Below are 23214 nucleotides of genomic sequence, written 5' to 3'. Positions count from 1 at the left end.
TATGTCGCTGGAATCTGCACCTGAAGAGGTCAAACTTGCTGTTGATTTAATTATGCTTTTGGAACAAAACCAGGTACCGGCACAGGTGGTGCTAAGTGCCCTGGAAATTGTCAAAAAGGATTATATCGCCAGGCGGGATAATGAAGAACAGAAAGCGACACCAGCGGGATAAAACAACTGGTGTCATCGGCTTATTTCTGTAGCGCCGGACTAAAACGAAGCATATCAATAAAAGCTTCGACCAGCTCTGGCGCATCCTTTTCTAAGTCGAAACTCGCCGGTGTAAATAACCAGTTTTCCATCAGTCCGCTGATATAGCTGCGCATAATAATTGCGGTCTGGCGGGTGTTGAGTTTTTCGGGAAGCTGACCTGCGGATACACATTTACGTAATGAAGCTTCGATCTTTGGGTAACATTCCAATAACACGGTTTGCTGTATTTTTTGGAATGTTTCCATTTCCCCGACAAACTCGCATTTATGGAATATAATTTCCATCAATGCTCTCCGTGAATGATCTTTCACCGTAGATTGTAACAGTGTGACAAGTAAAGCTTTCATCTGTGCAAGAGGATCATCCGGGTACTGTTTCTGATATTCCAGTTCCAGTTCATCCAGATGCTCATCACATTGCAGCCAGATCTCATTAAGGATGTCGATTTTATTTTTGAAGTGCCAGTAAATCGCCCCGCGTGTTACCCCCGCCCGGGTTGCAATATCTGACAGGGAGGTAGAAGACACCCCGTGTGTGGAAAAGCAGTGGAGCGCAGCATCAAGAATTTGATTTCGGGTTTCCAGCGCCTGTTCTTTAGTTTTTCGTGCCATAGAAAGTTTGTCTTTATAGGATCAGGGGTTATATACCCTGCCAGAGGGCAATATAAGGATTTACATACATTCATGTATATATGTACTATAACATGGTTTGTATAATTACACAGCTACAGACCGCTATACTTCAGGGCTGTGGCTCGATCAATTCCGGATACTTAGAGGTTTATTTATGAAAAAGAACAGAGGATTGTCACCTCTGGCGGCCATCCTGATGTTTTCCGGGAGCGTGGCACTCACCGGGTGTGATAACAACACACAACAATCCGGTCAGCAGGCTGCCCCGGAAGTAGGTGTGGTTACGTTACAAACAGCCCCTCTGAACATTACCACTGAATTGCCAGGCCGTACGCTGGCCTACAGGGTCGCGGAAGTTCGTCCGCAGGTTTCCGGTATTATCCTGAAACGTAATTTCATTGAGGGAAGTAATATCAAGGCCGGGGAGTCGTTATATCAGATTGATCCGGCAACCTACCAGGCCGCGTATGACAGTGCCCTCGGTGATTTAGCCAAAGCTCAGGCGAATGCCCGTATCGCTAATCTGACCGTACGCCGCTATCAGCCATTACTTGGCACCAAATATATCAGTCAGCAGGATTATGATACGGCGGTTGCCACCGCGGCACAAAATGCTGCCGCAGTACAATCAGCAAAAGCCACGGTAGAATCGGCCCGTATTAACCTCGCCTATACCAAAGTCAGCTCTCCTATTTCCGGGCGTATCGGTAAATCTTCTGTGACTGAAGGTGCGTTAGTGCAGAATGGTCAGACCACTGCGCTGGCAACCGTTCAGCAACTGGACCCGATGTATGTCGATGTTACCCAGTCGAGTGATGAGTTTATGCGCCTGCGCTCCGAGCTGGCATCCGGCCAGTTACAGCAGGTCAATGGCAAAGCTAAAGTCTCTGTGGTTCTGGATAACGGTTCTGTCTTTAAGCATACCGGGACTCTGGAGTTTTCCGACGTCACTGTTGACCAGACCACCGGTTCCATTACTTTACGGGCAATTGTCCCGAACCCTGACCATACACTGTTACCCGGTATGTTTGTCCGCGCCAGACTGGAAGAAGGGACCAACCCTGATGCCTTGTTAGTACCACAGCAAGCCATAACCCGTACTCCGACCGGACAGGCAACGGCGATGGTGGTTGGCAGTGATAATAAGGTCGAAGTCCGTCAGGTAACGGCAGCCCAGGCCATTGGCGATCAGTGGCTGGTGACTCAGGGACTGAAATCCGGTGACAAAGTCATTACTGTCGGCCTGCAGCGTGCCAGAGCAGGTGCTCAGGTCACACCACAGGAAGTGAAACCAGACGCGACCTCTGACAGTAATGCACAGTAATTCTCTGAAAAATTTTCGTATTAACAGGAGCCACTGATTCATGGCTAAGTTCTTTATCGATCGCCCGATTTTTGCATGGGTCCTCGCCATCATTGTGATGCTGGCGGGCGCGTTGTCGATTCTGAATCTCCCGATTGAGCAATACCCTGCGGTTGCTCCTCCGGCCATTCAGATTCAGGCAACTTACCCGGGTGCTGATGCAAAAACTTTACAGGATTCCGTTACCCAGGTCATAGAACAAAATATGAACGGGATTGATGGTTTACTGTATATGTCTTCCAGCAGTGACTCTTCCGGGACATTGCAGTTAACCCTGACATTCTCTGCCGGAACCGATGCGGATATCGCCCAGGTTCAGGTACAGAACAAACTTCAGCTGGCAACGCCATTACTGCCTCAGGAAGTACAGCAACAAGGGATCAGCGTTGAGAAGTCTTCCAGCAGTTTCCTGATGGTTGCCGGCTTCGTCAACACTGACGGCAGCATGGACCAGAATGATATTGCCGACTATGTGGCATCCAACATTAAGGATCCTATCAGCCGTACTCCCGGGGTAGGTGATACCCAGTTGTTCGGCGCCCAGTATGCGATGCGTATCTGGATGGACCCGGCAAAACTGAATAACTATCAGCTGACTCCGGTTGATGTTATTGCTGCAATTAAAGCCCAGAACGCCCAGGTAGCGGCCGGACAGTTAGGTGGTACTCCTGCCGTGCCTGGTCAGCAGCTTAATGCATCAATCATTGCCCAGACCCGGCTGACCTCTCCTGAAGAATTCAGCAAAATCCTGTTAAAAGTTAACACCGATGGTTCAAGGGTGACGCTGGGAGATGTGGCGAAGGTTGCACTGGGGGGGGAAAACTATGAAGTTATCGCCCGCTATAATGGCAAGCCTGCTGCAGGTTTAGGGATTAAACTGGCTACCGGGGCGAATGCGCTGGACACTGCGGCTGCGGTGAAAGCAGAGCTGACTAAGCTTGAACCTTTCTTTCCCCACGGCCTGAAAGTCGTTTACCCGTATGACACCACGCCATTTGTTAAGATTTCTATCTTTGAAGTGGTAAAAACCCTGTTCGAAGCTATCGTGCTGGTGTTCCTGGTCATGTATCTGTTCCTGCAGAGCTTCCGCGCAACGCTGATCCCGACGATCGCGGTTCCTGTGGTATTACTGGGTACCTTTGCCATCCTGAATGCTTTCGGTTACTCGATAAATACCCTGACGATGTTCGGGCTGATACTCGCCATCGGTTTGCTGGTGGATGATGCCATCGTGGTGGTGGAGAACGTCGAACGTGTGATGGCTGAAGAAGGGCTCCCCCCGAAAGAAGCCACCAAACGATCGATGGAACAGATTCAGGGAGCACTGGTCGGTATCGCACTGGTTCTGTCGGCCGTATTTATCCCGATGGCTTTCTTCGGCGGGTCTACCGGGGTTATTTACCGTCAGTTCTCCATCACTATTGTCTCTGCGATGGTGCTGTCAGTGCTGGTTGCCTTAATTCTGACGCCTGCATTATGTGCAACTATCCTGAAACCGGTGAAACCCGGTGATCATGCCAAAGACAAAGGTTTCTTTGGCTGGTTTAACCGTATTTTTGACAAGAGTACTAACCACTACGTTAACAGTGTCAGCCACATTATTCGCCGTACCGGGCGCTATCTGGTGGTTTACCTGGTCATTGTTGTCGGGATGGTATGGTTATTTGCCAAACTGCCAAGTTCCTTCCTGCCGGATGAGGACCAGGGCCTGCTGCTGGCCCAGGCGCAGTTACCGGCCGGAGCCACCCAGCAACGTACTCAGAAGGTCATGGATCAGATCACCAACTACTTCCTGACCAAAGAGAAAGATAATGTGCAGTCTGTGTTTACGGTTAACGGTTTCGGATTCTCCGGCCGCGGACAAAACACCGGTATTGCCTTTGTCAGCCTGAAACCCTGGGATGAACGCTCCGGCAGTTACAATAAGGTACCGGCGATTGCCGGACGGGCAATGGCCGCTTTAGGTCAGATCAAAGATGCTTTTGTTATTCCGTTTAACCTGCCAGCAATTATCGAACTGGGTAATGCCACCGGGTTTGACTTTGAACTTATCGACCAGGCAAACCTGGGCCATGAAAAACTGACTGAAGCACGTAACCAGTTGTTAGGTATGGCTGCCCAGCATCCGGATGTATTGGTGGGTGTCCGCCCTAACGGGCTGGAAGATACACCGCAGTACAAACTGATGATTGATCAGGAAAAAGCTAACGCACTTGGCGTATCTATTTCTGATATCAATACCACACTGGGCTCTGCCTGGGGCGGTAGTTACGTCAACGACTTTATTGACCGCGGTCGCGTGAAAAAAGTCTATGTGATGTCACAGGCCAGCGATCGTATGCTGCCGGACGATATCAATAAATGGTACGTGCGTAACTCCGGCGGACAGATGGTACCCTTCTCTGCCTTCTCTTCGGCGAAATGGCAATACGGTTCGCCACGCCTGGAGCGCTATAACGGTTTACCATCAATGGAAATCCTCGGACAGCCGGCACCGGGCAAAAGCTCTGGTGAAGCCATGGCGCTGATGGAGCAAATGGCGTCGAAACTGCCTGCCGGTATCGGTTACCAGTGGACCGGTATGTCTTATCAGGAACGGATGTCAGGTAACCAGGCGCCGGCGTTATATGCTATCTCGCTGATTGTCGTGTTCCTGTGCCTGGCAGCACTGTACGAGAGCTGGTCTATCCCGTTCTCTGTCATGCTGGTGGTTCCGCTGGGTATTATTGGTGCCTTGCTGTTCACCACTCTCAGGGGATTAAGTAATGACGTGTACTTCGTGGTCGGACTACTGACTACCGTCGGGTTGTCAGCGAAAAACGCCATACTGATCGTTGAGTTTGCTAAAGACCTGATGGATAAAGACGGTAAAGGACTGATTGAGTCGACCCTGGAAGCCGTACGTATGCGTCTGCGCCCAATTCTGATGACCTCACTGGCCTTTATCCTTGGGGTACTGCCACTGGCCATCAGTACCGGTGCAGGTTCCGGCTCCCAGAATGCAGTAGGTACCGGGGTTATCGGTGGTATGGTTACCGCAACCTGCCTGGCTATCTTCCTGGTTCCGGTGTTCTTTGTTGTGGTTCGCCGCCGTTTTGGCAACAGTAAAACCACGGAACAACACACAGAGAAATAACCGTTTCCGGTAAAACACACTCAGGAGGCTGCAGATGCAGCCTCTTTTTTTTCCTTTAATTCAGTCACTCCCCCCTGATGCTGTAAAACAATCGTTTTTAGCACTTGCCTTCATCCGTGGTCATCGCCATAATGCAGTTATGTTATAACATAACAATTAAGAGGCAGTAATGAAACCAGATATCCATCCTTACTACCGCCCGGTAGTGTTTCACGATACATCAGCGAATGAATATTTTAAGGTCGGTTCAACCATCAAAACCGAACGGACCATTGAATACCAGGGGGAAACTTTCCCATATGTCACCTTAGACGTCTCTTCAGCGTCTCACAGCTTTTATACGGGCAAACAGAAAACTATTTCTCAGGACAGCAGCGCCGCCAAATTCCAGCAGCGTTACGGCCGTTTCCTGGGAAGTAAAACCGCGGAGTAACAGATATGCAGGTACTCAGTTCCCTGAAGTCTGCAAAACAGCGACACCCTGACTGTAAACTGGTCCGTCGCCATGGCCGGGTATTTGTGATCTGTAAATCAAACCCGCGCTTTAACGCTGTCCAGGGCAGAAAAAAGAAACGCTGAACACGATATAAAGCGGCCTGCTAAAGGCCGCTTTTTTACAGGCGCAGTTACTGCATACTTTTCAGCAGTTGATCGACATTCAGACGGAAAGCCTGCTGATAAGTCGCTGCCGGTCCTCGCTCGTCAGATAACGCTTCAGGGTACAGTTCTCCGCCGGGAGTAGCATCGGCTGCGGCGGCAATTTGCTGAACCAGCCGTGGATCGGTCTGATTTTCTATAAAGTAGCGATGAATGCCGGTACTTTTTAGCTGATTAATCAGGGCCGCCACACCGGATGCGCTGGCTTCTTCATCAGTATTAAAGCCAATCGGCGAGACGAATTTTACCCCGTAACGGTCGCCGAAATAGCCAAAGGCGTCATGACTGGTTAATACCAGCCGTTTACTGGCCGGAATAGCGGCAAATTTACTCTGTGCCCAATGATCCAGACTTTCCAGTTGCCGGATATAGGCATCCCCCTGTCGCCGGATCTCAGCAGCATCCTGCGGGTCTGCCTGTTGCAGACTCTGACTGATATTACGCGCATAAATCACCCCGTTAGCCATACTATTCCAGGCATGGGGATCCGTCACCTTATTGCCGTTTTCTGTCATGGTCAGCGGAGTAATCCCCTGAGAAGCAACAATCACTTTCCCCTGATAACCGGATGCCCGGATCAGACGTTCCATCCAGCCTTCAAGACCTAATCCGCTGATTACCACCACATCGGCCTTAGCCAGAGCAACACTGTCCTGTGGTGCCGGTTCAAAGGTATGAGGGTCGCCGTCCGGCCCGACCAGGCTTTTAACCTCAACATACTGCCCGCCAATTTGCCTGACCATATCTGCCAGTACTGTAAAGCTGGCGACGACGTGGACGGTACCGGCCATTGCTGCCGGAGTAAAAACAGCGCAACAAGCCAGTAAGGCCGGAATCAATTTTTTCATCAGATGTTCCTGTAATTATCAGCCCGCGGTACGCCGGAAGATCCCGCCACAGGGACCAATAGATACCGAAATAAAGAAAAACCCTGTGGCACATAAAATAACGGCAGGGCCTGCAGGTAAAGACAGATACCATGATGCAGATAAACCTAACCACGCAGAGAGAATGGCAATAAAAATACCGGTCAGCAGTATTTTTTCCAGCCGCTGACTCCAGAATCTGGCACTTGCTGCCGGCAGCATCATTAACCCGACAGACATTAACGTCCCGAGGATCTGAAATCCGGCCACCAGATTCATCACGACCAGAATAAGAAAAATACCGTGCACCAGCGGAGCATGCCACCTGCCCTGCATCTGCAGGAAATGCGGATCAAATGCATCAATCACCAGCGGACGGTAAATCACCGCCAGGACCAGCAGACTGACCGCAGAAATAGCAGCCACCATAATCAGTGCCTGACTATTAACTGCCAGCAGAGAACCGAAAAGCACATTTAATAAATCAACCCCTGAGCGGCGCAATGAAATCAGAGTCACGCCCAGTGCCAGTGCACCCAGATAAAATCCGGAAAAGCTGGCATCTTCTTTTAACGGAGTAAAACGGCTGACGACCCCGGATAACAGGGCAACAGATAGCCCGGCGATCAATCCGCCAATACCCATGGCGACCAGTGACAGTCCGGAAATCAGATATCCCAACGCGGCGCCGGGTAATACAGCATGAGAAAGGGCATCGCCCACCAGGCTCATCCGCCGCAGAGAGAGAAATACCCCCAGCGGGGTGGCACTGATCGCAATAGCAGCACAGGCAACCAGTGCTTTGCGCATAAAAGCAAATTCGATAAAAGGCTGAACTAACAACATAAACGCAATGTCCCTTGCTGCTCACTTTCAGAGCTATACCAGCAGGCATTCTCTCCTTCCAGCGATAATACCTGACGAAAATTCTGCTCAACCAGTCGCTGGTCATGCAATACCACCACAATGGTGGTTCCTGAGCGCTGCTGCTGATGAATTAATGTCATCAGTGAAATGATAGTTTGCTGGTCAATACCACTGAAAGGTTCGTCCAGCAGCCATAATTCACTCTGTTGCATCAGTAAACGGGAAAATAAAACCCGCTGCAGTTGCCCGCCGGATAACATCGCCGGTCTTGCATCTGCAAAATTTTCCATACCTGTTGCCGCCAGAGCCTGCATAATCTGGTGGCGTAACTGACGGTTGATGCCACGAAACCACCCGGTTGCCGGCCAGCACCCCATAGCCACCAGTTCGAAAACGGTTAACGGAAACTGCCGTTCTAATTCGCTACGCTGCGGAAGCCAGCCAATTTTTTTCCGCGCCAGTGATACCCTGCATTCACCGGAAACCGCCGGTAATAATCCGGCCACTGTTTTTAACAGGGTAGATTTTCCACAGCCATTCACACCGACCAATGCCGTCAGCGTTCCGGGGAGGATTTCCCCGTCGACCACCGGTGTCACCACCTGCTTCCCGTAGCCTGCCTGGCAGGCATTAAACCTGATCATCCGTTCACACCCCAGCTTACGGCGATAATCAAAACACAGATCACCCCGCTGGCCATCAATAAACGCAGTAATGCGGAACAGAGTAATGGACTGCTTATCATAGAACACCATGGCATGACAAAATAACGTTATAACATTACATATTAAGCATTGAGAGCGGTGAAATAAAGAAAATAAGTGTATCTAAATATCATAGTCTTCCGCTGGCAGCAGATGTCGGGTAAACTGCCGAAGTCACGGCACAGCCCGGTGTTTAGCTTGTAACTGTGAAATATAAACAACCACAACCAGATCTGTATTGTGTAATTTTAATTGCAGCGTGTAAGGCCGTTTAACTTCGTTGTATTTTAAGAAAAGTCTTTATTGATAGATTCAGGCTGCAGGTGGTAGCTTTAGTTTAAAATGACGGTTTTGGGCAGTCAGTCTGGCGCTCTGCTTAAACAGGGTACATACTATAAGCTATCAGCCTTTATCATCCGGATAAACACTGACTAAGGTTTGTCTCCGTTGTAATGTCAGTTTTTAATAAAATAAAAACCAGTTGCTGTATCCGTAATAAAAATTCAGCAGACAGTTAAACTTATTTTTTTATCCGCGGTCAGAATTACATGCCCGCTGTTCACAGTGATATGGTTTGTGTTATTTACACAATAACCCTGTATTGGTCATGTCAGTTTCAGATTAACGCGTATCAGTCATTGAGAATCTTCCGTAGCTTTCTATTTTAGCTGAAATTGTCTTCAGCCAGATTCGTAAGAGGTGGAAAAGATGGATGAATACTCACCTAAAAGGTATGATGTGGCGCAGTTGAAGTTCCTGTGTGAAAACTTATTTGATGAAAGTATTGCAACTCTCAACCTGCAACAAGCCTGCTGGATTAACGATCCCGCGTCGGCAGAAAGTCTGCAACTGCATGATCTGATTGAACACATTGCAGCATTCAGTATTCTCTATAAATTAAAACATAGTGAAGATGAGTTACTGATTCAACAGGTTGATAAATATCTTGACGATACTTTTACATTATTTAGCGGCTACACAGTAAATAAACAGGATTTTAATTTCTGGAAAACTTCATCAAACCAGTTGTTTAGATTATTTTTTGACACCCGTCTCAGCGAAAAAAACGGGCATAGTGTCATACATTAGCCAGGAGCAGTTTTATTATGAGCAACACTACTTTAACCAAAACAGATTATCTGATGCGTCTGAGACGCTGTCGTTCAATTGATACTCTGGAAAGAGTTATCGAAAAAAATAAATACGAATTATCAGATGAAGATCTGGTGGTTTTTTATTCAGCCGCAGACCACCGTCTGGCGGAACTGACGATGAATAAATTGTACGATAAAGTGCCAGCAACTGTATGGAAGTATGTACGATAACGGATCTTAACTCTCCCGTCATGCTGTACAAAGTACCTGCCTGAAGTGAAAAACTGCTTTCCCGGCCACTATTACGATTAAATGAAAAAACCTGCGGGGGTTAATTATTTCTCGCGGGGAATTCAGATAACAAAACAGCGGGTCGTCAGGCGGACACACCGGTTGACTTTCCGGTATACGGTGCCCTTACCAGCAAAGCACGCATTTCTTTATGCTGTCTGTCGAGTGCCCGCAAACAATAAAAAGCACATCACGGTAATAACGATAATTGTTAATAAATACTGATGAATAATTTTCTGAGACAGAAACTGTCTGGTAAGTAAGGGATAAACTGGCAGGGAGTATTGAAACTGAATCTTTTGGGTGGGGCCTCTGCCAGCGACATCCCGGCACATGCGTCACCTGCTGCGGCTGCTTCCTTCCGGATCTGACCGGGTTCACAAGTTAGCATTGCGGGAGAACCAGCAGAGTCCCCATTGAAAAGCCCTGATCTCTCAAAGCGCAGGCATTATCAGTGATGGAGAGGCTAATTGCAAGCCTGCGACAGCCAACCGTTGTTTTCTTGAACACCTGACCGGGTTATTGTCTGTATTACTCTGATCCACTCTTCAGGATAAACAATGACAGACGAACCAGCATTTCGCGAACGGGTCTGGTTAATCGTGGCCGCCATCCCTTACGGCCAGGTATCGACCTACGGAGACATTGCCAGGCTGGCAGGAAATTCCAGAGCCGCCAGACAAGTGGGGGCGGTCTTAAAAAGATTACCTGAAGGTTCTGAGCTGCCCTGGCATCGTGTAGTAAACCGGCAGGGAGGAATTTCTTTGCAGGGTACAGACCTGCTGCGACAACGTGAGGCATTACTGGCCGAAGGAATTGATGTCAGCCAGCAACAGATCATTTGCCTGCAAAAATATCGCTGGTCAGGGCAATAACACCCGCTGACCAGCCATCAGGTATCATCAGCCGGCAGCAGAGGCCGCAACCGGAACAGCAACCTGAGGTACAGCTTCCAGCATCAGGTCTTTACGTTGTGTCACTCCCGAGGTTACTGGTTGCAGGGACTCGGAAGAGAAAATCACCCGGCCATTCAGAGTAATGGCTGCGCTGAGTAATACCTGTCCCTGAGGGCTGACCTCTCTGCCATTAAACGGCAGTGTGTAGTGGAGAGGTGCCTGTTGTCCGGCAAGGCGTTCTGTTTTCTGTGCAATCACCCGCGTTGGTCCGGTTCCCCCGGAAGCATCAGCTAAGGTCACCGTCAGTACGGCATCTTCCGGCAGAGCAATACGCTGGCGGATAAATACAGCCCCGGAAATAACCGGTTGTGCGGCCGCAGTACTGATGCCCGGTGCCGGAGGCGATCCTGCAGGCACACCGGTGTTATCGGCACATGCCGTCACAGACAGGGCTATGACTAATCCACTAATAATATGCATAGATTTCATTGATGTCGTCTCCTTATGAACAGAATGAACCACGGTGCTCTGCTATTACCCAAGAGTACATTCTTGCCACCGTGCTCTGATAATTCTGGCAGAATATCGGGTTTATTCCTGTTTATTTATGCCAAAACCATTATGCGGGCAAATTATAAGAAAATTCCTGGTAAATCCCCGCGCCATATACTGAGGTCTCTATGGCTAATCCATTAGAAAATTTACTAACCTTGCTACAGCCTGTAAAACAGGAGGGTCTGCGGTTCTGCGCTGAGTGTGAAGATTTGGGGTTACCTCAGGTTTTTGGCGGACAACTGGTGGCTCAGGCACTCAGTGCGGCACAACAAACCACCGACAGCCGAAGGTATGCACACTCATTTCACAGCTATTTTCTGCGGCCAGCGTCCAGTGAACTGCCGGTGATTTACGATGTGGAAATTCTGCGTGACGGCCAGAACCTGAGTGCACGGCGGATAACGGCACAACAAAATGATGTGGTAATTTTCTCCATGACAGCCTCATTCCAGGCGGACGCTGAAGGTTTCGAACACCAGAGCCCGATGCCGGACATCAATGGTCCGGAAAATCTGCCCGGCGAACAACAACTGGCCCGAAAACCGGGTTCCTGCGTACCCGCGGCGTTAAAATCCCTGATAAGCGCCGACCGCCCGCTGGAAATCCGTCCGGTTCAGCAACATCACCCGTTACAAGGGCAGATCAGTGAGCCTGTCCGCCAGGTATGGATCAGAGCTAACGGCAGGTTGCCAGATGATCAGCCCCTGCAGCAATCGCTGCTCAGTTATGCCTCTGACTTTAATTTCTTACCGGTCGCATTACAGCCCCATGGCAAAGGTTTTCTGGAACCGGATATACAGGTTGCCACCATTGACCATTCTGTGTGGTTCCACCGCCCGGTGAACCTCAGCCAGTGGTTGTTATACAGCGTGAGCAGCCCTTCGGCTTCCGGTGGCAGGGGGTTTGTACGCGGAGAATTCTACAGTCAGGACGGTCAGCTGGTGGCATCTGCAGTACAGGAAGGGATAATACGTCAGAAAAAACACAGTAAAAAAGGGCGGTAACCGCCCTTTTTCTACCGTTAATTACAGCCCTGAGTTCGCATTACTGATTGTAAGCATTCTCACCGTGGCTGTTAACATCCAGACCTTCACGCTCCTGGTCTTCCGGAACACGCAGCCCGACCGCCATATCCGCCACTTTAAAGCTGATAAACGCAGCAACGCCAGACCAGACCAGCGTCAGCAGACAACTGAGGATCTGAACCCAGACCTGATGGCCCATAGTGACTCCGGCACTGTAACCCACCCCACCCAGTGAAGAAGAGGCAAACACCCCTGTCAGGATACAACCGATGATACCGCAGACACCATGAACACCGAACACATCACAAGGATCGTCGACACGCAGGAAACGTTTGAGTGATGTCACACCCCAGATACCTGCCAGTCCGCCAACCAGACCAATGATCAGTGCACCGCCTACGCCGACATAACCACAAGCAGGGGTAATGGCAACCAGGCCGGCAATAAACCCGGAACAGGCACCCAGTAATGAAGGCTTGCCACGCACCAGCCACTCACCAAACGTCCAGGACAATACTGCACCCGCGGTAGCAACAACCGTATTCAGAAACGCCAGCGCAGCGATTTCGTTAGCTGAAGCAGCAGAACCGGCATTAAAGCCAAACCAGCCGATGTAGAGGATCGCCGTACCAATGAAAACCATCGGCAGATTATGTGGTTTAAATGCTTCTTTGCCAAAACCAGCGCGTTTACCCAGCATATAAGCACCGACCAGCGCAGCAATCGCAGCATTAATATGCACCACTGTCCCCCCGGCAAAATCCAGAGCTCCGTCCTGAGCCAGTAAGCCGTTGCCCCACACCATATGCGCGATAGGGAAATAAGACAGAGTGACCCAGATAACCGTAAAAATCAGTACTGCAGAGAAACGCACACGCTCAGCCAATCCGCCCAGCACCAGGCCTACGGTAATACAGGCAAAAGATGCCTGAAATGCTACATGGATATACTGATAAATGGTGCCCATCAGCGCTTTCAGTTCAATCCCTTTCAGCATCACCCACTGGAAGCCACCAACGTAGTTATTGCCATCGCCGAAGGTCAGTGAGTAGCCATAAATTACCCAGATAACAGCAACCAGAGAGAAAGTCACCGAAACCTGTGTCAGCATGGATAATACGTTCTTACCGCGGATCAGTCCGCCATAAAACAGAGCGATGCCCGGTACTGACATAAACAGCACCAGAGCAGTACAAATCATCATAAATCCGTTATCCGCCTGATCGGCAACGGCAGGTGCGGCAAAGGCAAACGATGGCGCGAGCGCTGCCCCCGCCAGAGCCAGTTTAGTCAGAAATTTATTCATTTTTCCCTTCCCTCAGTAATCCAAGGCTAAATTAAAGCGCAGCTTCGTCTGTTTCACCGGTACGGATACGAATGACACGTTGCAATTCAGAAACGAAAATCTTTCCGTCACCAATTTTTCCGGTATAGGCTGCTTTACTAATAATATCAACGACTTCATCTAGCTGATCATCGGCAATAGCAATATCAATTTTAACTTTAGGTAAAAAGTTCACACTGTATTCAGCACCACGATACAGTTCAGCGTGCCCTTTCTGGCGACCAAACCCTTTTACTTCGGTCACAGTCAGTCCCTGGATACCCACGGAAGATAATGCTTCACGTACGTCTTCTAATTTAAATGGCTTTATGACCACGGTCACCAGCTTCATATTACTCCCTCCGGGTATTGAAATTATAAGTTGCACTGAACCTTCTCTAGCATAAGCAAACAACATGCCATTTATTCAGTGATGGCTATTTTCGGAAAATGCAGCAAATCAGCGGCCGGGCGGAGGTTGTTACCGGAGGAATTAACGCGGGAGAAAAATGGCGGGCAGCGACTGCACCATTAAGGTGCAGTCAGTGTTGTCGTGGTGCAGCAGCCAGGGTTCTCTGATTAAATTGTACTAACAGAGTGCACTGAGAGATTATCCTGCCGCAAGGTTGCTGTCTGATAGTTCATGACCCGCACGCTGTAACTGGTACATTTGCTGATAACGGCCACCCTGCTCAAGTAATTGCTGATGAGTGCCCCTTTCAGTGACCTCTCCACGCTCTAACACCAAAATAGTATCTGCCGTCGTTATCGTCGACAGCCGGTGTGCAATAACAACCAGGGTAGTCGTTTTTCGCACTTCAGAGAGTACCTGCTGAATAGCCCGTTCGGTACCGGAATCGATACTGGCCGTCGCTTCATCGAGGATCAGTAATGCAGGTACATCCACCAGAATACGTGCCAGCGCCAGTAACTGTTTTTGCCCGGCCGATAAGCTATTACCCTGCTCCCCCATCGGGGTATAAATCCCCTGCGGCAGACTGTGTAGCCAGTCAGTTAACCGGACCCTGGCCAGGGCATCTGTTATCTGATCTTCGGAGATCTCCCGGCCCAGCCGGATATTTTCCAGCAATGTATCCGCCAGAACCACCGGGTCCTGTTGCACCATACCGATCCCTTTACGCAATACCCGGTGGCTGAGATCGCTGATCGGCCGCCCGTCGAGGATAATCTCTCCGCGCGTGATTGGGTAATACCCCATCAGCAGATTAGCCAGAGTACTTTTACCGCTGCCCGTATGCCCGACCAGTGCCAGAAAACCGCCCTCTTTTAACTGACAGTTAATGTTTTTCAAGACATCACGTTCCGGCTGATACGCAAAATACAACTGCCTGATCGTCAGTTGTCCGGAGGCCAGTGGCCGGTTATCAGTACCGTATTGCTGTGCCGGCGCATCCATCAGTTCAAAAATACGTTCAGCGGAGACAACTGCCTGCTGTAATAACGACTGGCGGGTCGTCAGTTCAATTAACGGCTCTTCAATCCGGCCCAGATAAGCAATAAATGCATACAATACCCCGACTTCGAAGTGACCGGGGCTCGCCAGGCTAAACACCAGTACCAGCATAGCCAGAATCACAGCACTGAACAGATTGAGCAATGGCCGTAACAGAAAGGCGTCCAGACGCAATATTTTCATTCTTGAGCGGTAATGATTTTCGCTGTGCCGTTTCAGCAACTGAGCAAAATGTTGCTGGCGGCGAAACTGCCGGATCACCGTCATACCGCTAATCACTTCATTAAGACCGTTATTAATATCTGCCAGTCGGGTTCTCACCTGGCGGGCAATCCCTGTACTGTGTTTCTGATAAATAATCATCACACCCAGCACCATCGGGAAAATGCATAACGCAATCAATGCCATTTCCACGTTCAGGGCAAACATGGCGACCAGCATTGCAATAATCAGGGTCGTACTGCGTAACACGCTGGCGACCACAGTGATATACAGATCGCGTACCACCTCACTGTCGTTGGTGACTCTGGAAACCAGCTGTCCGACCGGCTGGGTATCAAATGCTTTCAGTGGCTGGCGCAATGCCGCGTCCATCACCTCACAACGGAGTTTGCGCACCACACCAATCGCCGCATGGTTAAATAACAGAGACTGGCGGTAATTAAATATCGCGGCCAGTAGCTGCAAAAGCAAAAATCCTGCCCCCGTCAGCAATACTGCCCGCCACTGCCATTGCTCAGCACTGATAAAATGGTCGATAAAATAGCTGATCAGCATCGGCCCTGCGACCTGTGCTGCCGCCGCCAGAACCAGCAATACCACCGCTGAAATTAACTGTTTTTTCCACGGCAGACCATACGCCAGTAACCGTGTTAAGGTTTTCATAAATGATACCGGCTGAGACACTCAAACCTCCTGTGGTGGCTGACGGCCTGAATTGCCGGAGAGTGATGCTGCTATTTTCTGATACTGATACATATCCTGATACCAGCCGGCGGCATTTTCCAGTTGCTGCGGAGTCCCGCGCTGGGTAATTTCCCCCTGTTGCAGCACAATAATCTCATCAGCCATCGCCAGCGCAGATAAACGATGCGCAGTCATAATCACGGTTTTATTCCCCCGCCATTGTCGCAGGTTTGTCAGTATCCGGTGCTCAGTACCGCCATCGACGGCTGATAAAGCATCATCAAGGATCAGAATTTCCGCATTCATCAGCAGGGCACGGGCCAGAGAAATGCGTTGTTTCTGTCCGCCGGACAGCATAACGCCGCGCTCGCCGACATCCGTATCATAACCCTGTGGCAGGCGTAAAATGTCCTGTTCGACACAGGCCAGCTTAGCCGCCTGAGCAATCTGTTCACGGCTGGCCTGCGGATTTCCCAGAGAAATATTGCCGGCAACCGTGTCTGAAAACAGAAACGGCGACTGGTTTACCACCGCCAGACGCTGCCGCCAGTCATCCTGTAACCAGTATGACAGAGGCTGTCCGTGATAAGTCACCTGTCCTGCTGTGAGTTCGACATGCCGCTGGATAAGGGCCAGCAGAGTCGACTTTCCGCTACCTGTCGGACCACAGATCCCCAGCATACTGCCGGGCGGTATGGTTATTTCCATGTTGTGTAACACATCATTATCACTTTGCGAATAGCGGAAATATGCAATATTCAGCCGTAAATCACTGCGTCCTGCCGGCAGCCGGTGCAGGCCGTCAGCAATTTCCGGGGCCTGTGATAGCAGAGCCTCAATCCTCACCCATGCCGCACTGCCTCGCTCGACAATGTTAAACATCCAGGCCAGTGCCAGCATTGGCCAAATCATTAACCCGAGATACATAACAAAACTGGTTAACTGGCCGAGGGATAACTGCTGATGCCAGACCATCCAGCCTCCGCCGGCAATCGCAAGAAAGTTAGAACAGGCAACCGCCAGATAAATTACCGGCTCAAATAAGGCATCCACCCTCGCGACACGGAAGTTATCGGTGCTGGTTTGCTGTGACGTTTTCAGAAACTGAGCGGAACGGTATTGCTCAAGGCCAAAGGCTTTAATCATCCGGATACTGGTCAGGCTCTCCTGGGCCTGATCATTCAGAGAAGAAAAAGCCGCCTGTGCCGAGCGGAAGCGACGGTGAAGTTTTTTCCCGCAACGATTAATAATCAATGCCATTACCGGCATCGGGACTAAAGCTATCAGTGTCAGTTGCCAGCTGATCTGAGTACTCATCACCACCAGCACCGCCAGCCCCATCACCAGCGAGTCAATCAGCGTCAGTACCCCTTCTCCGGCGGCAAATACCACCCGGTCGACATCATTGGTTGCTCTGGCCAGCAGGTCACCGGTCCGGTAACGGGCATAAAACTGCGGACTCTGCCGACTGAGCTGATGATAATATTTTTCCCGCAATACCACTGCCAGCTTATAAGACGCGCCAAACAGCAACACCCGCCAGACATAGCGTAAAAAATAAGTGACCACCGCAATCGCCAGAATAACGCCAATCCATAGGGTCAGCTGACGATGTGACAAGGTATGATGTGTGACACCATCAACGATAATCCCCACCAGCCGCGGCGGCAGTAATTGTAATAGCGCAACCAGCACCAGCAGGCTGACCGCACCGGTGTACCGCCGCCATTCTGACGCGAAATATTCACGTAATTGACTAAATAAAAGCACTCAGGATCTCACTATCAGTGACTACAGATTGAGCGGTATAGCAGTGGTATATTTAATTTCTTCCATTGCAAAGCTGGACGTCACTTCTGTCAGTCCGGAAATACCTTCCACCAGCTTTTTATACAGCGCATCATAACTTTTCATATCCGCAATCTGAATACGCAGCAAATAATCATACTGTCCCGACATCCGGTAGCAGCCCATCACTTCCGGTAACTCATGGATCAGTGACACAAAATCCTGATACCACTGTTTATTATGTTGCTGGGTCTTGATAAACATAAATGCTATCAGGCCTGACCCGAGCTTATCCCCGTCCAGTAATGTCACCCGGCCGCGAATAATGCCATTATCTTCGAGCTTTTTCAGCCGTTTCCAGCAAGGGGTTGATGTCAGGTTTACCGCATCGGCTAATGACTGCAAAGATAATGTACTGTCTTCCTGCAACAAAGACAGCAATTTACGATCTATTTTATCTACCATATAACTAACTCCGGAGAATATTTTTCTCTTACAGGGGCATATTAACCGCTATTTAATCACGTTATTTTCCGCCGGGTGCTTTATGCTGCCTTTTTAAATTTACAGGGTACATATCATGGCAGACCCATGGGTCAGAGAAGCAATCAACGAGATAAATGCAGACTTCCGGCGTTCGGCAGATACCCATTTAATCCGTTTTACCCTGAAGGAATTTCCGGGGATTTACTTTTATCTGAAGGATGAAAGCACCCACCCGAGTGGCAGTCTGAAACACCGGCTGGCGCGGTCTCTGTTTCTTTACGGGCTGAGTAATGGCTGGATAAAACGCGATACTCCGGTAATTGAATCCTCGTCTGGCAGCACCGCCGTTTCCGAAGCCTATTTTGCCAGGCTGCTTGGGCTGCCATTTATTGCTGTTATGCCGTCCGCCACTGCCAGAAGGAAAACGGAACAGATCCGTTTTTACGGCGGCGAATGCCATTTTACCGACTCATCGGCTCAGATATATGCCCGCTCGGCACAACTGGCAGAAACGATGAACGGCCATTATATGGATCAGTTTACCTATGCAGAAAGAGCAACCGACTGGCGGGGTAATAATAATATTGCCGAAAGCATCTTCCGTCAGTTACAGGATGAGCCTTTTCCGATACCCCATACGCTGATTATGAGCGCCGGTACCGGCGGGACAACAGCCACCCTGGGTCGTTATATTCACTACCGCGGCTTTGAAACACAGTTACTGGCTGTCGACCCGGAGAACTCGGTGTTTTATGACTACTGGCAACAGGGTGACAAAACCCTCACCTGCCAGACCGGCAGCCGGATTGAAGGCATAGGACGGCCCCGTGTCGAACCCTCATTTCTGCCCGGCGTGATAGATAATATGCTTAAAGTACCGGATGCAGCCTCTGTAGCCGCTATCTATGCACTGGAAAAAATCCTTGGTCGCCGCGTGGGGGCGTCTACCGGCACTAACTTTTACGGTATGATCCATGTCGCCCGGCAAATGAAAGCCCGGGGTCAGCAGGGCGCACTGGTATCGTTAATCTGTGACAGCGGAGAACGTTATCCGGATACTTACTATAATCCCCACTGGGTCGGCCAGAATATCGGTGATATCAGCCACTGGCAATCTGAACTGAATTGCTGACCATCTTCTCCGGTTTACCTTGCGTGCCGCGGGCTTTGTCCTTTTGCCCGCCAGAGGTTAACATACCGGCGTAATCTGAGCGGAATAACGATAATGAAAAGAGCAGTAGTTGTTTTTAGTGGCGGACAGGATTCGACCACCTGCCTGATCCAGGCACTTAACCAGTATGATGAAGTCCATTGTGTCACCTTCGACTATGGCCAGCGCCATCACCAGGAAATAGAGGTCGCACGTCAGCTCAGCCAGCAACTGGGGGCCAGAGCACATAAAGTCCTGGATGTGACACTACTCAACGAGCTGGCAATCAGCAGCCTGACACGGGATAACATCCCGGTACCGGCCTACGATGCCGCAGCGGACGGTCTGCCCAGTACTTTTGTTCCGGGCCGGAATATTCTGTTTCTGACACTGGCTGCTATCTATGCTTACCAGGTAAACGCCGAAGCAGTGATCACCGGGGTCTGTGAAACGGACTTTTCCGGTTATCCCGACTGCAGGGATGATTTTGTCAAAGCACTGAATAATGCTGTTCAGCTGGGAATGGCAAGAGATGTTCGCTTTGAAACGCCGCTGATGTGGCTGAATAAAGCCGAGACCTGGGCACTGGCAGACTACTGGCAGCAACTGCCACTGATCCGTCACTCCACCCTGACCTGCTACAACGGGATAACCGGTGACGGCTGCGGTGAATGTGCGGCCTGCCATCTGCGTGCCCGCGGACTGGAAGAATACCAGCAACAACCGCAACCGGTGATGACGGCCATGAAGCAAAAAACCGGCCTGGTGTAACATCACGGGCAACAGAAGGTATCTGTTGCCCGGCGTTATTCCCCTCCGCATGCTCCCTGATAAGTCCCGCAGGGTTACAGTGTTAAACGCGACATATTTCTTTCTACAAGAGCCGCACCAATCCCCGGGACTTCCTCCAGCTGTTCAACAGAACTGAAAGGGCCGTACTGCTCCCGGTACTCAACGATTGCGCGGGCTTTTTTCAGACCCACCCCGTTCATAGCCTCTGCCAGCATTTCTGCGGTTGCCTGATTCACACTGACCTTCGTCGTCACAGTCTCAGCAGTATTGATCTTACCCGTAAGGCGCGGAACTGCATCACTGGCCCCTGCCGGCAACACACTGACAGCAGACAGTAAAAACAGTGAAGTACACAGCATGCGTATAAGTCCTGATTGCATATTAATTCTCCCTGGATAACATTCAGCGGCAGCATGTCAGAAAAATGAGGCGGTGCGCAGAGGACGTCGCACAGAAAACAGAAAGGCTGCACAAGGCAGCCTTTGTTATTACAACATCACAACACGGGTTGCGGACGGTTACTGCATTTGAGCAGCCGCACCGTATTTGATTTTCGCATTATGACGCAGATTCTGCAGTAGTGCGGCAAATACCAGTTGCGCATTGTTTTGTGTCACACCAGCGACCATCTGTTTTACCTGAGCTTCCGGTAATGTGCCTTCACTGATTTTATCCAGCGCTAAAATCACGACATTACCCTGCATATCTTCCCCGATACCGTAAGAAGGTTTGTCTGCCTGTGGCTGTGGTAAGGCGAAGACAGTAGATGTCACAGCATTCGGGTTATTACGCTCAAGCGTTTCTGAGGCCGCAAATTTCAGACCGGCAGCATCAAAGCTTGTGGTTTTCCCCTGTTTCAGCTGGTCAACAATCGCCGTTGCCTGAGTACGTGCCTGTTGCAGTGCTTTATCATGTTTAATCGCATCAACAATCTGCTGTTTTACCTGAACCAGCGGTTGTACTGCTTCAGGTTTATGATCACTGATACGAACCACAAAGGCTCTGTCACCCTCTACGGTAATAATATCCGAGTTATTACCGGCAGCACCGTTACTTCCCAGCAGCGTTCCGCCGAAGATAACCTGTTTTACCTGATCAAAATTCAGGTCCGCAGGCAGCGTGTCACGGGTAAACCAGCCGGTTTCGACCACATTAACCCCGGAAACACTGGCTGCACCGGAAAGGGATGCATTATTATTGCTGGCGGCATCGCTGACTTTTTGCTGCAGCTGATAGAACTCGCTGACGGCACTATCCTGCTCTGCGCTTTGAGCAACAGTGGTATAAACAGCCGATAGTGGCTGGATCTGTTCCGGCTGAATATCATCCACCCGCGCAATCAGATAGCCGACCGAACTTTTAATCGCACCAGAAATCTGACCTTTGGTTGTCAGACCGGCATTTTTCAGTTCATCTGGCAGAGTATCCGGCTCCAGCCAGCCCATGTCACCGCCTTTACGGGCAGAAATCGGGTCAATAGATTTCTCTTTAGCCAAAGCCGCGAAATCGGCTCCCTGTTTAAGTTGTGCCAGCACAGCATCGGCATCAGCCTGTGTTTTTACCTGAATCACACTAAACCGGGTACGCTGCGGCGTGGTGTAGTCACTTTTGTGACTGTCATACCAGGCTTGTACCTGTTGCGGGGAAGGTGTTTTTTGCAGGCTGGCCGCGTCCAGTTTGATATAGCTGACACGGAACTGTTCAGGCGCGAGGAAGCTGTCTTTATGTTGCTGATAATAACTGTTCACTTCGTCATCTGAAACAGTCTGCTTCGCCGCCAGCGCATCAGTGCTAATGACCGCTTCACGGACATTACGTTGCTGTGCCACCAGGCTCACCAGCTGGCTGATTTCATTCTTCAGCATAAAATCAGTATCCGTGATCCCGTTAATCAGCTGACCAGTACTCAGGCTCTTACGTAATGCCACTGCATACTGGTCAGGGGTATATCCCATACTGTTAATCAGGCCGGTAAAACGGGCATTATCAAAATGGCCGTCGGTCTGGAAAGCCTTCTGGGCAAAGATAGCCTGTTTAATCTGATCGTTACTGACATCCAGTCCCAGTGACTTAACATACTGCTGTAGCAGTGTCTGGTCGACCAAATCCGACATCGCCTGCTGGCGCATTTGCTGTACAAATTGTTCATTGCCTGCCAGTTGAGCAAACTGTGCGCCCAGTTGCTGTTGCTGACGATTACGCTCATTATTGAACGCATTCTCCAGCTGAGGACCACTGATAGTGATACCGTTAACCTTGGCGGCATAATCACTATTACCACCAATCAAATAGTTACCCACGCCGGTCAGCACGAATGAAACAATGATCAATCCCAGTATAATCTTCAATACGATGTGGCTAGAGGCCGTGCGTAAATTGTCCATCATGGTATGGCAACACTCCGCTGTAGTGTAAATATGACGCTTTACCGTCGCCGTTCAACTCAAAAATCAGCAATAAACAGGTACTGATTTTCGAACCTGTCTGGTGATGTCACCGTCTTATGCAGCCGCTAACCGGCATAAAAAAGGCACATCACCATGATGTGCCAGTATGTTACATGAGAACGGCAGTACAGTCCTCAATCCATGAAAGAAAATCCTTTCACAGAGTTAAATACGATTAATTAACAGAATCTTTCAGTGCTTTGCCGGCACGGAAGCCAGGAACTTTACCTGCCGGGATAGTGATTTCCTTTCCGGTCTGTGGGTTACGGCCGGTACGCTCTGCTCTCTCACGCACGGAGAAAGTACCAAAGCCGACTAAAGCCACTTCATCACCTTCTTTCAGTGACTCTGTTACTGCACTCATAAATGCATCTAAAACACGTCCGGCTGCTGCTTTGGAGATATCCGCATTAGCAGCAATCTGGTCAATCAACTGTGATTTATTCACTCTATCATCCCCTTTTATTTTTTTACCTTACCGGCAGAATAACTGCCGATAAAGAACAGCCCGTTATAACAAGCATCGCAGCCATACACAACGGTATTAC

General features: G+C 49.9%; 24 protein-coding genes and 1 other RNA gene. 11 read left to right on the top strand and 14 right to left on the bottom strand.

The window, feature by feature from the left end; all coding sequences use genetic code 11:
• Position 1: 1 nt before the first annotated feature.
• On the top strand, positions 2–172 hold the full coding sequence (gene rsmS / locus JK211_RS07020; protein WP_212707964.1) for a pleiotropic regulatory protein RsmS: 171 nt from the start codon (positions 2–4) through the stop codon (positions 170–172).
• A 19-nt stretch (positions 173–191) separates the two neighbouring features.
• Here the strand turns inward: rsmS and acrR are convergent, their stop codons facing one another.
• Entirely contained in the window at positions 192–824 is a 633-nt protein-coding gene (acrR, locus tag JK211_RS07015; protein WP_212707963.1) for a multidrug efflux transporter transcriptional repressor AcrR, read from the bottom strand.
• Between the two features lie 175 nt (positions 825–999).
• On the opposite strand from acrR, the gene JK211_RS07010 reads away from it, so the two are divergent.
• The 4 genes from JK211_RS07010 (at position 1000) to ykgO (ending at position 5923) form a co-directional block, all read left to right on the top strand.
• Positions 1000–2169, top strand: coding sequence for an efflux RND transporter periplasmic adaptor subunit (locus JK211_RS07010; RefSeq protein WP_212707962.1), 1170 nt, complete (start codon positions 1000–1002; stop codon positions 2167–2169).
• 40 nt (positions 2170–2209) lie between these two features.
• Positions 2210–5344, top strand: a complete 3135-nt coding sequence (locus tag JK211_RS07005) for an efflux RND transporter permease subunit (RefSeq protein ID WP_212707961.1) — start codon at positions 2210–2212, stop codon at positions 5342–5344.
• A 169-nt stretch (positions 5345–5513) separates the two neighbouring features.
• The gene (locus tag JK211_RS07000; RefSeq protein ID WP_212707960.1) at positions 5514–5777 is read left to right on the top strand and encodes a type B 50S ribosomal protein L31; all 264 of its coding nucleotides are present in this window, start codon (positions 5514–5516) and stop codon (positions 5775–5777) included.
• A 5-nt stretch (positions 5778–5782) separates the two neighbouring features.
• Positions 5783–5923, top strand: a complete 141-nt coding sequence (gene ykgO / locus JK211_RS06995) for a type B 50S ribosomal protein L36 (RefSeq protein WP_212707959.1) — start codon at positions 5783–5785, stop codon at positions 5921–5923.
• A 47-nt stretch (positions 5924–5970) separates the two neighbouring features.
• Here the strand turns inward: ykgO and JK211_RS06990 are convergent, their stop codons facing one another.
• Genes JK211_RS06990 through JK211_RS06980 form a run of 3 tightly spaced genes read right to left on the bottom strand, consistent with a single transcriptional unit; the run spans position 5971 to position 8378 of the window.
• Positions 5971–6849 (bottom strand): metal ABC transporter solute-binding protein, Zn/Mn family, encoded by an 879-nt coding sequence (locus JK211_RS06990; RefSeq protein WP_212707958.1) that lies wholly within the window; start codon positions 6847–6849, stop codon positions 5971–5973.
• Between the two features lie 18 nt (positions 6850–6867).
• Positions 6868–7713, bottom strand: coding sequence for a metal ABC transporter permease (locus tag JK211_RS06985; protein ID WP_212707957.1), 846 nt, complete (start codon positions 7711–7713; stop codon positions 6868–6870).
• Positions 7704–8378 carry a metal ABC transporter ATP-binding protein gene (locus tag JK211_RS06980; protein WP_212707972.1) on the bottom strand — a complete coding sequence of 225 codons (675 nt, stop codon included), beginning with the start codon at positions 8376–8378 and terminating at the stop codon, positions 7704–7706. Before JK211_RS06980 ends, JK211_RS06985 begins: the two co-directional genes overlap by 10 nt.
• A 768-nt stretch (positions 8379–9146) precedes the next feature.
• Between JK211_RS06980 and tomB the strand changes: the two genes are divergently transcribed.
• A complete protein-coding gene (gene tomB / locus JK211_RS06975) occupies positions 9147–9527 on the top strand; it encodes an Hha toxicity modulator TomB (protein WP_212707956.1) in 381 nt (126 codons plus the stop codon).
• Between the two features lie 17 nt (positions 9528–9544).
• Positions 9545–9763 carry an HHA domain-containing protein gene (locus tag JK211_RS06970; RefSeq protein WP_212707955.1) on the top strand — a complete coding sequence of 73 codons (219 nt, stop codon included), beginning with the start codon at positions 9545–9547 and terminating at the stop codon, positions 9761–9763.
• A gap of 370 nt (positions 9764–10133) precedes the next feature.
• Here JK211_RS06970 and ffs read toward each other — a convergent pair.
• Positions 10134–10230, bottom strand: an RNA gene (ffs, locus tag JK211_RS06965) — signal recognition particle sRNA small type.
• A 153-nt stretch (positions 10231–10383) separates the two neighbouring features.
• Between ffs and JK211_RS06960 the strand changes: the two genes are divergently transcribed.
• Positions 10384–10698 (top strand): MGMT family protein, encoded by a 315-nt coding sequence (locus JK211_RS06960; protein WP_212707954.1) that lies wholly within the window; start codon positions 10384–10386, stop codon positions 10696–10698.
• Between the two features lie 27 nt (positions 10699–10725).
• Here the strand turns inward: JK211_RS06960 and JK211_RS06955 are convergent, their stop codons facing one another.
• Entirely contained in the window at positions 10726–11208 is a 483-nt protein-coding gene (locus tag JK211_RS06955; protein WP_212707953.1) for a YbaY family lipoprotein, read from the bottom strand.
• Positions 11209–11399: 191 nt separating this feature from the next.
• On the opposite strand from JK211_RS06955, the gene JK211_RS06950 reads away from it, so the two are divergent.
• Complete coding sequence (locus tag JK211_RS06950) at positions 11400–12278, top strand: acyl-CoA thioesterase domain-containing protein (protein WP_212707952.1); 879 nt, start codon at positions 11400–11402, stop codon at positions 12276–12278.
• Positions 12279–12318: 40 nt separating this feature from the next.
• On the opposite strand, the gene amtB is transcribed toward JK211_RS06950, so the two are convergent.
• The 5 genes from amtB to JK211_RS06925 all read right to left on the bottom strand — a co-directional run bounded on the left by amtB (position 12319) and on the right by JK211_RS06925 (position 18256).
• Positions 12319–13605 (bottom strand): ammonium transporter AmtB, encoded by a 1287-nt coding sequence (amtB, locus tag JK211_RS06945; protein WP_212707951.1) that lies wholly within the window; start codon positions 13603–13605, stop codon positions 12319–12321.
• 31 nt (positions 13606–13636) lie between these two features.
• Positions 13637–13975 carry a P-II family nitrogen regulator gene (glnK, locus tag JK211_RS06940; protein ID WP_038018716.1) on the bottom strand — a complete coding sequence of 113 codons (339 nt, stop codon included), beginning with the start codon at positions 13973–13975 and terminating at the stop codon, positions 13637–13639.
• A gap of 258 nt (positions 13976–14233) precedes the next feature.
• Positions 14234–15982, bottom strand: coding sequence for a SmdB family multidrug efflux ABC transporter permease/ATP-binding protein (locus tag JK211_RS06935; RefSeq protein ID WP_212707950.1), 1749 nt, complete (start codon positions 15980–15982; stop codon positions 14234–14236).
• Positions 15983–16003: 21 nt separating this feature from the next.
• Positions 16004–17773 (bottom strand): SmdA family multidrug ABC transporter permease/ATP-binding protein, encoded by a 1770-nt coding sequence (locus JK211_RS06930; RefSeq protein ID WP_212707949.1) that lies wholly within the window; start codon positions 17771–17773, stop codon positions 16004–16006.
• A gap of 21 nt (positions 17774–17794) precedes the next feature.
• Positions 17795–18256, bottom strand: a complete 462-nt coding sequence (locus tag JK211_RS06925; RefSeq protein WP_212707948.1) for an Lrp/AsnC family transcriptional regulator — start codon at positions 18254–18256, stop codon at positions 17795–17797.
• A gap of 115 nt (positions 18257–18371) precedes the next feature.
• Here JK211_RS06925 and JK211_RS06920 point away from each other — a divergent pair, with 115 nt between their 5' ends.
• Together JK211_RS06920 and queC are read left to right on the top strand one after the other, a co-directional pair.
• Positions 18372–19409, top strand: coding sequence for a PLP-dependent cysteine synthase family protein (locus JK211_RS06920; RefSeq protein WP_212707947.1), 1038 nt, complete (start codon positions 18372–18374; stop codon positions 19407–19409).
• Positions 19410–19502: 93 nt separating this feature from the next.
• Positions 19503–20198, top strand: coding sequence for a 7-cyano-7-deazaguanine synthase QueC (gene queC, locus JK211_RS06915; protein WP_212707946.1), 696 nt, complete (start codon positions 19503–19505; stop codon positions 20196–20198).
• A 74-nt stretch (positions 20199–20272) separates the two neighbouring features.
• Here queC and JK211_RS06910 read toward each other — a convergent pair whose 3' ends face one another.
• The 3 genes from JK211_RS06910 to hupB form a co-directional block, all read right to left on the bottom strand.
• Positions 20273–20599 carry a helix-hairpin-helix domain-containing protein gene (locus JK211_RS06910; protein WP_212707945.1) on the bottom strand — a complete coding sequence of 109 codons (327 nt, stop codon included), beginning with the start codon at positions 20597–20599 and terminating at the stop codon, positions 20273–20275.
• Between the two features lie 138 nt (positions 20600–20737).
• On the bottom strand, positions 20738–22606 hold the full coding sequence (gene ppiD, locus JK211_RS06905; RefSeq protein ID WP_212707944.1) for a peptidylprolyl isomerase: 1869 nt from the start codon (positions 22604–22606) through the stop codon (positions 20738–20740).
• Positions 22607–22841: 235 nt separating this feature from the next.
• Positions 22842–23114, bottom strand: a complete 273-nt coding sequence (gene hupB / locus JK211_RS06900; protein ID WP_212707943.1) for a nucleoid-associated protein HU-beta — start codon at positions 23112–23114, stop codon at positions 22842–22844.
• Positions 23115–23214 lie beyond the last annotated feature (100 nt).

The sequence above is a fragment of the Tatumella sp. JGM130 genome (assembly GCF_018257525.1).
GTDB lineage: Bacteria > Pseudomonadota > Gammaproteobacteria > Enterobacterales > Enterobacteriaceae > Tatumella > Tatumella punctata.
This window is presented reverse-complemented; position numbering and strand designations above follow the sequence as displayed.